This window comes from Methylomicrobium album BG8 (assembly GCF_000214275.2).
Lineage (GTDB): Bacteria > Pseudomonadota > Gammaproteobacteria > Methylococcales > Methylomonadaceae > Methylomicrobium > Methylomicrobium agile.
Window position 1 is genome coordinate 2,044,859 of sequence record NZ_CM001475.1, and the last position, 14,012, is coordinate 2,058,870.

A 14,012-nucleotide genomic window follows, 5' to 3' on the forward strand; every position below is an offset into this window, starting at 1 on the left:
CTCTGGGGGCATTTCGGAGTCTAACGCAACGGCATCCAACATGCAAGCTGGCGCCGGGCCGTTTATTTTTCGGATAAAACCAATCTGACATAAAATAGCGGGCCGGATTCCCGCCCTTAACCAGGATAGCTCAGTGCAAAACCCCATTTACTGCGCCGAAATCGATCTTAAAATTCCTTTCCACGATGCGGATATGATGGAGATCGTGTGGCACGGACATTATGCGAAATATTTCGAAATCGCCCGCTGCGAACTGCTCGACCGGATCGACTATAACTATCTCGCGATGCGCGATTCGGGCTATGATTGGCCGATCATCGACCTGCGCATTCGCTATATCAAGCCGGCGGTGTTCGGCCGGATCGTGACGGTCAGAGCCTTCCTCGCCGAATGGGAACATCGCCTGAAGATCGATTATTCGATTATCGATGCCGCGACCGGCGCGAAACTGGCCAAGGGCCATACGGTCCAGGTTGCGGTGGACAGGCGCAACCGCGAAATGTGCCTGGAGTCGCCGCCGGTATTGCTGAAAAAGCTGGGGGTGAAGCCGTGAAACCGTTGGCTATCCTTTTATTATTGTTGATGCCATTGCGGGCGACTCTGGCCACCGATACGCTGGCGGAGATCGGTGCGCGGCTCGTCAAGACCGAATTGACCGCAGGCCGCTTCCGGCAGGAAAAAAACATCAAAGTCCTGAAGAAGCCGCTGATCTCGACCGGAACCTTCATTTACCACCGAAGCCGCGGCGTAATCTGGCAAACGTTGACGCCGGTGCCTTCCATGCTGTTGGTCAATCGAACAAGATTATTGGCGGCGCAGGGCGAACAGATTCTGCCGCCGGCGTTCGGCCGGGTGTTTACCGCGATGTTCGGAGGCGATTTGCAGTCGATGCAGGAAGGCTTCGAATTGGCCGGCACGAACGGTAAAACCGCATGGCGACTGCAATTGAAGCCGAAGGATCCTTTGCTGCGAAAAATCATTTTCGAGATGCAACTGGCCGGGGACAAGGAACTCAGGCAGATCGACATCAAGGAAGCGAACGGCAATTCCACCCGCATCACCTTCGACCCTATCGCCCATCCCGAATCATTGACGTCCACCCAGGAAGCCGATTTTGAACGCTTATCTTCCGCGCCTTAGCGCCGGGATCTGGCTGCTCGGGATGCTGCTGCTCGGCGTCCTCGGGTTTGACACGCTGAACCGCGACTGGCTCGAAACCGGCTTTCTGGCGCTGTTGCCGAAAATCGAGCAGCGTCCCGACGTTGCCGCGGCGATCGAACGCCACAACGCGTTGATCAACCGCAAGGTGATCTGGCTGATCGGCGCGCCCGGCGGTGAAGCAGCCATTGCGAATGCCGAACAGCTCGAAAAGCGGGTCAGAGACAGCGGCTTGTTCGGCAGCATCACATTGAAGGTTAACCAGGAACAGGGCGTCGATCGATACCGGCGGTTTTTCGCTCATCGCTATCGCTTGCTCGATCCGGAAACGCGGCGTTTATTGGTATCGCAGCCTCAGGCTCTGCTCGACCGGAACCTGGAGATGCTCTACAGCCCGGCCGGCCAGATGCAGGCAGCGATGCTCGAACACGATCCCTTGCTGCTATTCGGGCGCTATATGGCCACGCAAAAACCGGCCGGCCTGAATCTGGAACAAGGCGTCGTGACGGTCCGGGATGGACAAAAGGTTTGGGTGCTGCTGCAGGCCGATCTCGACAACGGCCGGCTGCCTCTGGACAAGCTCGAAAAGCTGCTGCAATTGAGCCGGAATGCGGCGGCCGAGATACAAAAGTCCGGCGGCGAACTGCTCGTTTCGGGCCTGCCGCTGTTTACCGCCTACGGCGCGGAGTCGGCTCAACGGGAAATCTCGACGGTCGGCATCGGTTCCGGCATCGGGATTGTCTTGCTGTTTCTGTGGACGTTCCGCAGCATCCGACCGTTGCTCTTGTCCACGGCAGCGATCGCAAGCGGCCTGGCCGCCGCATTAGTCGTTAGTGTCTGGATGTTCGGCAAGATTCATATCATCACGCTGGTGTTCGGCGCGAGCCTGATCGGCGTGGTCGACGATTACGCCCAACATTATCTCTGCGACAGTTTCGGCGAGCGCGACTGGAATCCGCGCAAAGGGTTGTCGGCGATATTTCCGGCGCTGTTCCTGGGACTGATCAGCAACCTGCTCAGCTATGCGGGCCTCGGCTTTTCGCCGTTTCCGGGGCTGCAAGAAGTCGCGCTGTTTTCCGCGGTGGGATTGTTCGCCGCCTGGCTGACCGTCGTGCTGCTGTTTCCGCTGCTGCTGACCGGGTTCCGCTTCGCGCACGAGCCGGCGCTGCTGAAACTGGCGACGCTGTGGGAACGGCGCTGGCCGGACTGGGCTTTCCACAACCGCCGCTGGCTCGGCGCATCGGTGCTGATCGTGCTGGCGGGCGGTACGGCCCAATTGACCCCGCGCGACGATGTGCGTTTACTCCAGTCCGCATCCCCGGCATTGCTGCAGGACGCCGAAAAGATCCGGCGGCTCTTGCAACTACGGGACAACCAGTTTTTCCTCGTTTCGGGCAAGGATCGGCAGGAGTGGTATGTTAACGAACAGCGCCTGCTCGAAAAGCTCGATGCCCTGATCCGGCGCGACGCTCTGAAATCCTACGAAGGGCTCAGCCGCTACTGGCCCGATCCCGAAAACCAGCGGACTGACTATCTTCTGGTGAAAAAGGCCCTGTTCGATTCCGGCCTGGCTAAACGTTATATGAGCGAACTGGGCTTCGACCGCGCCGCCATCGCCGCAGAATTGAAAACCTTTGCCGAGGCCGAGGGCGGCACGCTGAAACTGGAAGACTGGCTGGCGGCGGCCGACGCCGGCAAACGGTCGCTCTGGCTCGGCTGTACCGAAGGCCGCTGTGCCGGCATCGTGGCTCTGAGCCGGATTCGGGATGCTGCGGCTTTGAAGTCTTTAGAAGCGTTGCCGGGCGTCGTCTGGGTCGATCATGTCGAGGAACTTTCTTCGCTGTTCGCGCGCTATCGGATCAGGGCGAGCGTGCTGCTGTTTGCCGCCTTCGCGCTGGTGTCGGCAGGCCTGTGTTTCAAGTTCGGCCGGCGCGGCGCCCTGACCGTGATGTCGGTTCCGCTTGTTGCGTCGCTGGCCGCACTCGCGTTGACCGGCTGGTTCAATCAGCTGTTCAGCCTCTTCAATCTTTTCGCGCTGCTGCTGGTCTTGGGAATCGGCGTCGATTACGCGGCGTTCTTTTATCTGGCCGGGGAAAGGCGAACCAGCACCTCGCTGGCCGTTACCCTTTCGGGCTTGACGACCTTGCTGTCGTTCGGCCTGCTCGCAGTCAGTTCGACCGAGATCGTGCATGCGTTCGGTTTTACCGTGGCGGTCGGGATTATGGCCGCGATGCTGACGGCGCCTTTGATCGGGAAAGAAAATCCGCTCCAAAGACCCAAAGAGCCCCGCAAGATCGCCGGAAACATTAGGAAAAGCGCGCTCAATCCTCGTAAAAAGCGGACTGAAGACGCGCCGATGTAGCGTTCGGTTTCCTTTTGTTTCCTAAGTGACTTACCGGCAGTCCCGTATCAGGGATTTTTCAAGCCGAGTAGGTCGGACAACAGCTTCATCGTTGCCCGACCTACTGCTACCGGCTGAGCCCGGAAGACGACATCCCCCTTTGAAAAAGGGGGCAGGGGGGATTTGCTCTGCAAATTTCTCGTTCCCACGCTCCAGTGCTCATCGTTATATACAAGTCCTACAAAGCTCAAGCATTGGAGTTCAAAGCCCGCTTTGAAAAGCTTGCTTTGAACGTAATAGAGAAGTGATCCAAAGCCAGCTTTGGACTCCTGCCGGTCCATTGATTGGAACCGGCGATTCAGGCCGGTTACGCCCGGCGGAAATGCTTCCGTAAATCTGGCCTAAGCGCCGGGGAACGGTTATATTAACCCCTTTCTGGGAACATTCTATTCAAGGAGTCACTGTGACAGTCAGAAGTTTTAAAGGTAAACGGCCGGCCGTCGGCGAACGGGTCTATATCGACCAAAATGCGACCGTGATCGGCGAGGTGACGCTCGGCGACGACGTTTCGATCTGGCCTTCGGTCGTGATTCGGGGTGATGTCGAGCGCATTACGATCGGCGAAGGCACCAATGTGCAGGACGGCTCGGTGCTGCATGTGACGCATTACGGTCAGTTCACCCAAAAAGGTTATCCCTTGACGATCGGCAAGGGCGTGACGATCGGGCACCGGGCGGTCGCGCATGCCTGCACGATCGGCGATTATTGCCTGGTCGGCATCGGCGCGATCGTGATGGACGATGCGGTGCTGGAAGACTATGTGATGCTGGGCGCGGGCGCCTTAGTGCCGCCGGGCAAGCGGCTGGAGGGCGGGCATCTGTACGTCGGTTCGCCCGCCCAGAAAAAGCGGCCGCTAACCGATTCCGAAAAAGAGTTTCTCGAATATTCCGCGGCGCATTACATTCAATTGAAGAATGAGCATTTGCAGGAATCTCCGGAATAAACGGATTGCGGACGGCATCCGTCAGCCTTCTCGTTGACTTGCCGACATCTGCAGGCCGTTAATCTTCTTCGGTCTTGATAATCTTGCCGGTTGCGGCATCGACTTCGACCTCCATATCCTGGTCGTCGCTCGTTCTGATGCCGAATTCATACGTGGCGGTGCCGTCCTTTTCGATTTCATATTCTACCTTGGTAATCGTTCCGGGCTGGGCCTTCAGGGCAATCTGGCGGGCCTGCGTTTCATCGATTTTTTTCAGTGCCGTAAATGTAGGATGATTGGCGTTCGGCAGTTCCTGTTCCTTTTCGAGGATTTTGGCGGTGGCCTTGTCGCACTTGAACTCCCACTTGACGCCGTCCGGGGATTTGACGTCGATTTCATAAAGGTCTATGCCGTTTTTATTTTTAAGCTTCATTTTGACGATTTCGCCTTTTGCGAGCTCGGCCACCGCTTTACGGCAGGCGTCCCCTTCCGGGGTTCCTTGGGCAGCGGCGCCGGCGGCGATGACGGCGAGGAATGCAACAAAAATATATTTAGCGTTCATGATTTTCTCCTTGATCAAGAAGGACGGGAAACGCCGCTGATTCCGCCACGCGGATGGATTAGGAATCGGCCGGTCTGAAATGAAAGTGTGATTGACGCTGAGCGTAACAGAATTATTATCGATAATTTTGATTGATAGACATCAATAAAATTCGACAATTTTCTTGCTTTTTTACCCCGTTTGTCCTGGTAAAGGGAAGCCAATACTATAAAGTTGAGGCTGTCATCGCGATAGGTGAAAGATGCGTAGGATGTGCTGAACGAAGTGAAGCGCATCAAGAGCTTTCAGGGTATCGTTCGCGACCGATACCCTGAAGGGCACTCGGTGCGCCTCCTTACGTCGGTATATCCTACGCATCTTTCACGGCAATAGCATAAGGGCGGTATTATTTGTTCAGCAGCGCCCACTGCAATTGCCATTGATGTTCCGCGTCAAGAGTTTGCAGGTAATGCACGTTTTTGCCCGAGCCATGCGCCAGTGGCGTTCCGTCCTTATAGACGAGGCGTTGGCTGTGGATCGACGGAATCCGGTCGCCGGGCGTGACGATCCCGGTCAGATTCAGCGGGTCGGACGCATTGATCACGGCCAGCTCGGGTGTGATGGGCGGTTTGCGCAGGTTCCGAAGTAGGCCGACCGCTTCGGGCAGCGCGAATTGCTCGCCCGCAAACCCTTGCACGAAACGGCCACCGCGCAGTTCGCCGCGTGCTTCCAGGCGCCGGTAAACATACAGCAGTTCACGCCAGCTCGGCAGGTTTTCTTCCCGTTCCAGCACTTTCCGAAACACCACGCCGTAACGTTTGAGTAGGATGCGGGCGATGTGTTCGACGGCCGGATAATGCGCTTCCGTAGGCTTTCGCAAGGAGCGCAGCAGCGACCAGCGCCCGGCCGCGGCGAAGGGATCGTAAATCGGATAGCGCTTGCCGCGCCGGTGCAGGATCTTTTGCGGCGTGACCAGCGTGCGCAGGCCCTGGAAGCTGTCCGAAGTGATCACCCCTGCGGCGGCCAGTTCGCCGAGCGCTTCTTCCAGTTGCGTCTTCAGCAGGCCGGTTTCGGCGGCCAGCTCCTGAAAAAAGCTCGCCCCCCATTCCTTGATCGCGGCATGGACTTTCTGCGCATTGCCGGAGAGCGCCTGCGCTTCGATGTCCGGAACCGGCGCAAAGGCGCGCCAAGTTTCCAGGTGCTCGCGCGCGACCAGCGCGACCGGCGTGTTTTTGCCGGCCGATTTCGGCGCGCTGTCGCCCAGTGCTTTCAGACGCAGCCAGATGAATTTGCCTGACGTGCAAAGCTGGTCCAGTTCGGACGCAAAATAAGGTTTGATGCGCCGGCTCAGAATGTCGTGTTCCCAGCAGGAAGCGGGGAGATTACAACCTTCGAGCTGATGCAGGGCCTTGGCGAGCGCCGCTTCGCCGGTTCCCGGTTCGCGCAGGCCGTGCCAGTGGAACAGAAAGCGCATGTAAACGCTCGGGGCGACCGGCTCGATTTCCCGGCGCAACTGCTTCAGGGTGTAGCGGTGGATCCGCGCGAGCAGGCCGCGCTCGCACCATTCCACGGCCTCCGCGCCGGGCGTGAAGCGGCCCTGCAGCACGATACCCTGCTGTTCCAGTGCGATCAGCGCGGCCTCGATTCGCGGCGTCGGCAGGCCCAGCGGGCGGGCGAGCAGATCGGCCGTGACCGGCCCGAGTTCTTCGAGACGGCTTCGAACCAGATCGCGCAAGACATCCTCTTCGGCCTGCGTTCGGTCGATAGGCAGCGCGCGAATAGGCGGTTCGAGTGCGGCGTTCGGAAAAAGCTGCTGCAGTTCGGCCAGTCGTTCGGCCGCTACCCAGAGCGTTTGCGCATTCGGCAATCGCAGCGCGGTTGCCCGGTCGCTGCGCTGCAGCGCCGTGAATAATCCGATCGGTGCGCGCAGGCCTTCCAGCTCGGTCATGAAGCCGAGTACGACCAGCGCATCGTGCAGTTCGTCCGGATCGCGCGCTTCCGGCCAGGCTTCCCGGCAGACTTGTTCGATCGCTTCGGGATTCAGGCGGCCGATTTCGGCGGCATCTTCGGGACTGCCGAAACGGCGCTGCTGCACCGCCAGCGTACGGCGTTCTTCGGCGGGCGCGTCGTCGAGGAATGCGTACGGCCGCGCATTCAGAATTTCCTGTGCCATCGGCGAGGGCGAAGTCAGGTCGCGGGCAATCACCCGGATTTCCCCGCTTTCGATGCCTGCCAGAACGGCTTCAAGGCCGTCGAGGTCCATCAGGTCGTGCAGGCAGTCCCACAGCGTTTGCTCGACCAGCGGATGATCCGGAATCTCCCGGTCGCCGGCGATATTCTCGAAACAGGCGAGTTGGTCCGGAAAAACGATCGCGATCAGGTCTTCCGCATCGTTGCGCTGGAACTGCGCCGGCACTTTTTTGCCGCCGCGGTTACGCGGCACCGCCAGCGCGGTATTCGCGACCCAGCGCCAGCGCGTCGGAAACATCGGTGCGGCCAACAGCGCCTGGACCAGCACGTCCCTGACCGAAGCAGCCTTCAGGTAGCCGGCCGGTTCGAGCAGGGGGAAACTGTGCGTCGGCCCCAGCGACAGCACGATGTTGTCCTCGGTCGCGGCCGCCTGCAGTTCGAAATTGAAGCGCCGGCAGAAGCGTTTCCGGAGCGCCAGCCCCCAGGCTTTGTTGATTCGCGAGCCGTAGGGCGAATGCACCACGAAATGCATGTCGCCGGTTTCGTCGAAAAAGCGTTCGAAGATGATCGTCTTGAACGAGGGCAGCGCGGTCAGCGCGGCTTTCGAGGTGGCGAGATAATGATGCAGCTGCTCGGCGGCAGGCGAGGGCAGGCCGAGCCGGTGGAAGATGAAATCGCGCGCAGCATCGCCGCCCTGTTCGAGCAGGCGATCGACCGTTTCGGACAAATCCGACACCGCTTCGGACAGTTCGCGGCTGCGTCCCTGCGCCTCGCCGAACCAGAACGGGATGTTCGGCGGCTGGCCGTGCGCGTCCTCGACAAACACTTTGCCTTGCTCGATCTTCAGCATCCGGTAGGAATTGTTGCCGAGCTGGAAAATGTCGCCAGGAATGCTTTCGAACGCGAAATCCTCGTTCAGCGTGCCGACGAACAGCCCTTCCGGCTGCATGATTACGTCGTAGTCGAACTGATCCGGGATCGCGCCGCCGTTTACGATCGCGGTCAGCCGCGCGCCCTTGCGCGGCCTGAGCATCCCGTGCACGGCGTCGCGGTGCAGGTAGGCGCCGCGGCGTCCGCGCCGGGTGTGGTAGCCGTCCGCAAGCATCTTGACGACCGCAGTATATTGCTCCAATGTTAGTTCGCGATACGGCCAGGCTTTGCGCAGGGTTTCATATAAATTCTGCTCCGGCCACTCGCGGCAGGCGACTTCCGCGACGATTTGCTGGGCGAGCACGTCCAGCGGATGATCCGGGATTCGGATCGTGTCGAGCTGATCGTGCGCGACCGCGTTCAACAACGCGGTGCATTCCAGCAGGTCGTCGCGCGTGAGCGGAAACAGCCGCCCTTTCGGGGTTGCGTCGAGCCGGTGCCCGGAACGGCCGACCCGCTGCAGGAACGCCGCGATCCCATGCGGCGAGCCGAGCTGGCAGACCAGGTCGACATCGCCGATGTCGATGCCGAGTTCGAGCGAGGCGGTCGCGACCAGCGCCTTCAGCCGGCCCTGCTTGAGCCGGTTTTCCGCGTCGAGCCGGTGTTCCTTCGCCAGGCTGCCGTGATGCGAGGTCACGAACTCCTCGCCGAGGCGTTCGGCCAGCGCGGCGGCGGCGCGTTCGGCGAGCCGCCGGGTGTTCACGAAAATCAGCGTGGTATGGTGGTCGTTGACCAGTTCGACGAGACGGTCGTAGATTTCGGTCCAGACCTCGTTCGCCATCACCGCTTCGAGCGGCGAGCCGGTCACCTCGATTTTCAAATCGCGTTGCCGGACATGGCCCGTATCGATGATCGTACAGGGCTCGTTGCGGTCTCCGGTCAAAAAGCGTGCGATTGTGGTCAAGGGCTTCTGCGTCGCGGACAGGCCGATCCGCACCGGCGGCTTTTCGGTTAGCTGAGTCAATCTTTCGAGAGACAGCATCAGATGTGCGCCGCGCTTGTTGCCGGCCACGGCATGAATTTCGTCGACGATCACGCTGCGTACCGTTTTCAGCATCTCGCGGCCCGATTCGGAGGTCAGGAGAATATATAAGGACTCTGGCGTCGTGACCAGGATGTGCGGCGGAGTGCGCCTCATCGCGATCCGTTCGGCCTGGCTGGTGTCGCCGGTCCGGGTCTGCGCGCGGATCACGACACCGGGCAATGAGGCTTCGAGCAGCGCCATGCCGATGCCGGACAGCGGCAGTTCCAGGTTCTTATGGATGTCGTTGGACAGCGCTTTCAGCGGGGAAACGTACAGTACCAGCGCCTGATCGGGCAAAAAGCTCTCGACGCCTTGTTTGACCAGTTGATCGATCACCGCGAGAAAGGCGGCCAGCGTTTTACCGGAACCGGTCGGCGCGGCGATCAGCGTCGCCTGGCCGGCCTGAATCGCGGGCCAGGCCTGGCTTTGAACGTCTGTCGGCGCCTGGAATCGATCCAGAAACCAATGTGAGACGGCAGGATGGAAAGAATGCAGGATATGCGTCATGGCTTTAGTTGCCGGACATGGAGGAGATAAGAATTTTTGAGTAAACGGTCATTTGGCAGGAAACTGCCACCATTTTACCTGGAAGGCAGTAGGATGTGCTGAACGAAGTGAAGCGCATCGTTCGCCAGAGAGGCGCCTTCTTGCGGCACATGGGCCGATCACGAACGATGCGCTTCCCGATGGTCAGTCGTGTAGGTCGGGCACGCGCTTTTTGTGCCCGACATTTCCAAGACCTTGAAAGGTGACAGGGTTTCAGATCCTCGCAATATTCCGAAGTAGGATCGCCATATGGACATCGGGCAACGCTAAAGCGGTTGCCCGACCTGTTATAGACATGTCAAGTCTCCATTTTATTAAAGGCGGAACCGGTTTTGCCGGGTTCCGCCGAATGAGCTTGGAATGCCGGGTCGCTTGATATGCCGGCAGGCGATCCGCCAACCCTAGGCCGACAGATAAAATAAAGTTTGGAGCATCGCATCAAAGTTGCAGGGCTCGTTCGGCATCGTGGTCGTTCCGAGTGGCGGAACCCAGCAAAGCCGGTTACGCCTTACTTTTTTTGTTAGCTTATAAGTAATTAAATTAATAGTAATATTTAAAATCCTCAACTGTAACGTACTGATAAATTCACCACTAAGAAACCAAGAAATAGCTGCCAAGGTGCAATTTTCAGGGATGTTTTATTTATTTAGATTGAATACTTAATTTTTTACAGAGATATTCATTGTAATAGTAGTTTTAATCTCAGTAGTCATAATGATTACCTATTTCATCATTAAAATGTGGCCCACGATTTTGTATATTGCCTGCTCCGAAATTATGCCCACCAGAGTCATCCCTGATCCTTATAGTCGTGTAGGTCGGGCACGTGCTTTTTGTGCCCGACATTTCCAATGCCTTGAAAGGTGGCAGGGCTTCAGGCCCGAGCAATATTCCGAAGCATGATCGCCACATGGGCGTCGGGCAACGATAAAGCGGTTGCCCGACCTACAGGGCTGTCCCAGGTGCGGGTGGCGGTGCGCGCTTCCGGGGTGTCGGCGGCTTCCACTTCGGTCAGCTCGTAGGGCGTAGGGCGTTTTCGCGATAGCAAAACGCCACAACATGCTTCAAAGCCATGGCGGATTGCCTATCGGCGAATCCGCCTTACCGGGTTTAGCCATAATTCGCCTTGGCGCTGATCCCGCACTATTTCTTTGTCAGCATTGTCGCGAATCATTTCTTTGGCGATGTTACTCCAGTCCCGCTTCGGGACTGGATTTGCCGTTTGTTTCTCAACTGAATTTGCTACTGCTTTGGGCTGCGTTGGCGGTATAGCTACGGTTGTTTTATTGGGCAGGCTTTTTTCAGCATGACGTGAGGGTATCATCCCAGGCTTATTCTTTTTAGAAGGCACGGAGACAGCGTTACTTAATGGCATACCGTTGCTAATGGCGGATGCTTGTGGAGGAATCACCTTTGTGATCTTCGAAATAGGCTTTTCATGAGTCGGTGATTTTATTAAAACCACCTCAATAGGGTTTGTTATCCGAGAGATTGGTATCGTTTGAAAACTTATGTCAAGGCTAAAGAGAATTAGGTGTAATAACGCAGATACCGCAAGCGCCACAATCCAATGTTTTGCCTCTGGCTTAAGCATATGGACCAGAAATCAGTTCAAGCCAATTTCTTGCATTAAAACTATTAATTTTGAACCGTCGCTTGCATAATATGAAATTGCTTCAATATGTTACCGCTTTGAAATTAGAAGCTGTTTGGTTAAAAATTCACATGCATTTTGTCAGTGTAACTTGGACCATGACGATCCGCACCCTGTTTTCCGCAAGGCCATAAGATGCGCTTATAATAAATGTTGAAATACGAATGAGTTTAAAGACTAGCGTAAGGTTTCGTACCATTGGACTTCAAACCCCATTAAAAAACCCTTATGGTTCCCCACGTCTGCTTCAAATCATCGATCATTTTTCTCCGCATTCTTTTCAGCGCTCTTAATAAGCGTATCGAGTGAGTCCTGCTCGCGAAGATCCGGTATGCTTGGGACGACGAGTTGCCATCCAAATAGAGCGAGCAGCTTATAGGCTTGTGTTACGGCAAGACCTTTAAATACATCCGGCGGGAATTGTGTCAATCCTGATTTATCAAAAATCAGCCCGTCTAAAAAGATTTTCAGATCAAGCGGCGACAGATACAGGAAAGGGGATTCGGAAGGCGGCGTTCTCTTTAGATAGGCATCAAGATCGCCTTTTGATTTTATGGGTGCAGTGGCGAGATTAATGAGATGCCGATTGTGTTCGCTATTCGTTGTGCCATCTGGTGTCTTTACGCTGGTTGAGTGACTGACCTCTTTCTCCGGCTGGCGAAGCGCCATGCTTGGGTTAATCAGGCCTAGTGAACGCACTATCTTTTCTAATTTCTGACCTCCTCCCTCTTGTCTCCAACCTTCCAGCTTCCTGATCAACCGTCCATTACGAAAGAAATAGAAAGTTGGTGAACCCCAATTCTTGATGAATTCCCAATCGCTCTGACGATAAGTGATGGAGAGCGTCGCCTCGGGATAGGCATTATTCCAGTCCTGAAACGCGCTGAGATCATAACGTCCGTCTGGTGGTGCTAACCATTTAGAGTGATCCCGAAATACTGGGCCTAAAATCGGGTCGTTATGAATGGTGTGTGCTGCATTGACCGCATAGCCACAATGTGGGCTTGCAGTGACTAGGATTCCCGTCTTTGGCAATACCGAGAGCCGATGGATTAGTTCATCACGACCACTTGAGATCTGATATTCCGTACGCGCATGCCGCAAAGTGCCAACTTGGTCGATAATTGTGGGAATAGGCTCCATGCCATCAACGTGGTGATCTCTAAAAATCGTTTTCGCTTCTGTCAACCGCCGGTAGTGAACAAGCTCTTGGTAGACATCGAGGTAATCGCGATCGACAGCTTGCCCTCTGGATGCGAGTTCATTGAGATCAGTCAGGGCTTGATTAAGAAATCGCGAAGTTTCAGTGAATTTACCGGTGTCAATGGCAGCCCTCAGCAGAATATGCAAATCCGCATCGGATATTTTATGGACGCGCGATTGGGCGACCCGAAAATACCTATCGTATCGATTCTGGATACGCACCTCTTGCGCGGCGACAGTTTCTCCGGGGAGAGGGTTAATAGCTCGCCGGAACGCGAGGTAGTCATCCACAAGCGTCATGGCTGGCGCAGATGCCGCGTTAAATGATATCGCGCCACTAAAAGCTAATTGCAACCAAAAATACTTTGCTCTCATGAGGTTTCCGGCTTAGAACCAGTGCTTCTCCCTGGCTGGAAGGCGCTGGTTAACGTACACCTTAAAAAATAGGTTGATACATGCATGTCGCTTTTTGATTAGACCTTCCTACTAAGATCGGCAACATATAGCTGCACTACGGGCCTCACACCCAGGCCCATCTCTACCAAATATACAACTAATGGCCGGTGCGGCAGTGGTATTCGTCATGATCACATTATCGAGAGGGGTGACAGGCACTAAGCTAGTGAGCATTGAAACGGTGCTTTGTAAACCAAACAAGCTCAAAATCTGATAAGCCTGCGTTGGTGTTAGGGCTTCCAACGCTGGTGTCTTATAACTTGTTAAACCACGCGGGCCGAAATACAAGCTGGACAAGAACTCTTTAAGGCGGTGGGTGTGCGACAAGAAACGCAGTGGAGACTGGGGAATTGGCGTCGTTTGAAGATATTTGTTTAGCTCTGCTTTTGATTTAATCGGAGCAGTGAGTACGTCGATAGTCAGTTGGGGGTTCTCTTGTTGTGCGTCATTAAATTCGGCCGCAGCAGGAGATTTTTCTGTCGGATTTAAATCTTGTGAAAATACGGGTTTGACAATAACACATACAGCGATGAGCAGAAAGCTATGTAGCGCAGATTTGATAAGCTGTTTCATAAGAATGCCCCTAAAGGTGTTTTGTTAAAAAATATAGATTTCCCGGCTCTTTTAACGATTTCGTTTTCTGGTTGGTTGCTTAGTCTTTGCTAAACAGCCTGCCTTGGTTTCCTCTCGTAAATGGACAATAAATTAGGTTTGAATTAATACTGATTACCCCCCCCGGGCCTTTTTAACCAGATGCCGCCGCATGAAAGCCCTGATCTGCTGTAAGCAAGTTGGTGGCTTGCGGGGTAGGCGCATTTGTTATCTTAATTATATTGTTTGTTTTTTCATATCACGGCTCGCTGGAATAGCCTCGTCCAATAAGGTTTTAACAGCCATATTTTGGGTCGATAATAGGTCGCACCCCTTGCTCCCCCCTCTCGCTTGTCTCTTGATTACAACTCAGCAAATCTGCGCTTGCTGAGTTGT

11 protein-coding genes are annotated in these 14,012 nt (G+C 55.7%); 4 read left to right on the forward strand and 7 right to left on the reverse strand.

Going from position 1 to position 14,012, the window contains the following annotated elements:
• Positions 1–133 precede the first annotated feature (133 nt).
• The 4 genes from METAL_RS08870 to METAL_RS08890 all read left to right on the forward strand — a co-directional run bounded on the left by METAL_RS08870 (position 134) and on the right by METAL_RS08890 (position 4,502).
• Positions 134–553 carry an acyl-CoA thioesterase gene (locus METAL_RS08870; RefSeq protein ID WP_005371582.1) on the forward strand — a complete coding sequence of 140 codons (420 nt, stop codon included), beginning with the start codon at positions 134–136 and terminating at the stop codon, positions 551–553.
• Positions 550–1,140 carry an outer membrane lipoprotein carrier protein LolA gene (locus METAL_RS08875; RefSeq protein ID WP_245549500.1) on the forward strand — a complete coding sequence of 197 codons (591 nt, stop codon included), beginning with the start codon at positions 550–552 and terminating at the stop codon, positions 1,138–1,140. Before METAL_RS08870 ends, METAL_RS08875 begins: the two co-directional genes overlap by 4 nt.
• Complete coding sequence (locus METAL_RS08880; protein WP_005371584.1) at positions 1,115–3,520, forward strand: MMPL family transporter; 2,406 nt, start codon at positions 1,115–1,117, stop codon at positions 3,518–3,520. The genes METAL_RS08875 and METAL_RS08880 overlap by 26 nt, the downstream gene beginning before the upstream one ends.
• Before the next feature lie 442 nt (positions 3,521–3,962).
• Positions 3,963–4,502, forward strand: a complete 540-nt coding sequence (locus tag METAL_RS08890) for a gamma carbonic anhydrase family protein (protein WP_005371585.1) — start codon at positions 3,963–3,965, stop codon at positions 4,500–4,502.
• A 58-nt stretch (positions 4,503–4,560) separates the two neighbouring features.
• On the opposite strand, the gene METAL_RS08895 is transcribed toward METAL_RS08890, so the two are convergent.
• The 7 genes from METAL_RS08895 to METAL_RS20695 all read right to left on the reverse strand — a co-directional run bounded on the left by METAL_RS08895 (position 4,561) and on the right by METAL_RS20695 (position 13,598).
• Positions 4,561–5,043 carry a PepSY domain-containing protein gene (locus METAL_RS08895; RefSeq protein ID WP_005371586.1) on the reverse strand — a complete coding sequence of 161 codons (483 nt, stop codon included), beginning with the start codon at positions 5,041–5,043 and terminating at the stop codon, positions 4,561–4,563.
• Positions 5,044–5,428: 385 nt separating this feature from the next.
• On the reverse strand, positions 5,429–9,673 hold the full coding sequence (locus tag METAL_RS08900; RefSeq protein ID WP_005371587.1) for a DEAD/DEAH box helicase: 4,245 nt from the start codon (positions 9,671–9,673) through the stop codon (positions 5,429–5,431).
• A 741-nt stretch (positions 9,674–10,414) separates the two neighbouring features.
• Positions 10,415–10,624: an HNH/endonuclease VII fold putative polymorphic toxin gene (locus METAL_RS22120; RefSeq protein WP_157203455.1), complete on the reverse strand. Its 210-nt coding sequence runs from the start codon at positions 10,622–10,624 to the stop codon at positions 10,415–10,417.
• Positions 10,587–10,760 carry a hypothetical protein gene (locus tag METAL_RS20685; protein WP_213069486.1) on the reverse strand — a complete coding sequence of 58 codons (174 nt, stop codon included), beginning with the start codon at positions 10,758–10,760 and terminating at the stop codon, positions 10,587–10,589. Before METAL_RS20685 ends, METAL_RS22120 begins: the two co-directional genes overlap by 38 nt.
• A gap of 36 nt (positions 10,761–10,796) precedes the next feature.
• Positions 10,797–11,306, reverse strand: coding sequence for a hypothetical protein (locus tag METAL_RS20690; RefSeq protein ID WP_005371588.1), 510 nt, complete (start codon positions 11,304–11,306; stop codon positions 10,797–10,799).
• 312 nt (positions 11,307–11,618) lie between these two features.
• A complete protein-coding gene (locus tag METAL_RS08905) occupies positions 11,619–12,944 on the reverse strand; it encodes a hypothetical protein (RefSeq protein ID WP_005371589.1) in 1,326 nt (441 codons plus the stop codon).
• Between the two features lie 111 nt (positions 12,945–13,055).
• On the reverse strand, positions 13,056–13,598 hold the full coding sequence (locus METAL_RS20695; protein ID WP_005371590.1) for a hypothetical protein: 543 nt from the start codon (positions 13,596–13,598) through the stop codon (positions 13,056–13,058).
• Positions 13,599–14,012 lie beyond the last annotated feature (414 nt).

Bases quoted from the DNA above. Each gene is read 5' to 3' on its own strand.
- METAL_RS08895 (WP_005371586.1), bottom strand. From the start codon at position 5,043: ATGAACGCTAAATATATTTTTGTTGCATTCCTCGCCGTCATCGCCGCC.
- METAL_RS08900 (WP_005371587.1), bottom strand. From the start codon at position 9,673: ATGACGCATATCCTGCATTCTTTCCATCCTGCCGTCTCACATTGGTTT.
- METAL_RS22120 (WP_157203455.1), bottom strand. From the start codon at position 10,624: ATGTGGCGATCATGCTTCGGAATATTGCTCGGGCCTGAAGCCCTGCCA.
- METAL_RS20690 (WP_005371588.1), bottom strand. From the start codon at position 11,306: ATGCTTAAGCCAGAGGCAAAACATTGGATTGTGGCGCTTGCGGTATCT.
- METAL_RS08905 (WP_005371589.1), bottom strand. From the start codon at position 12,944: ATGAGAGCAAAGTATTTTTGGTTGCAATTAGCTTTTAGTGGCGCGATA.
- METAL_RS20695 (WP_005371590.1), bottom strand. From the start codon at position 13,598: ATGAAACAGCTTATCAAATCTGCGCTACATAGCTTTCTGCTCATCGCT.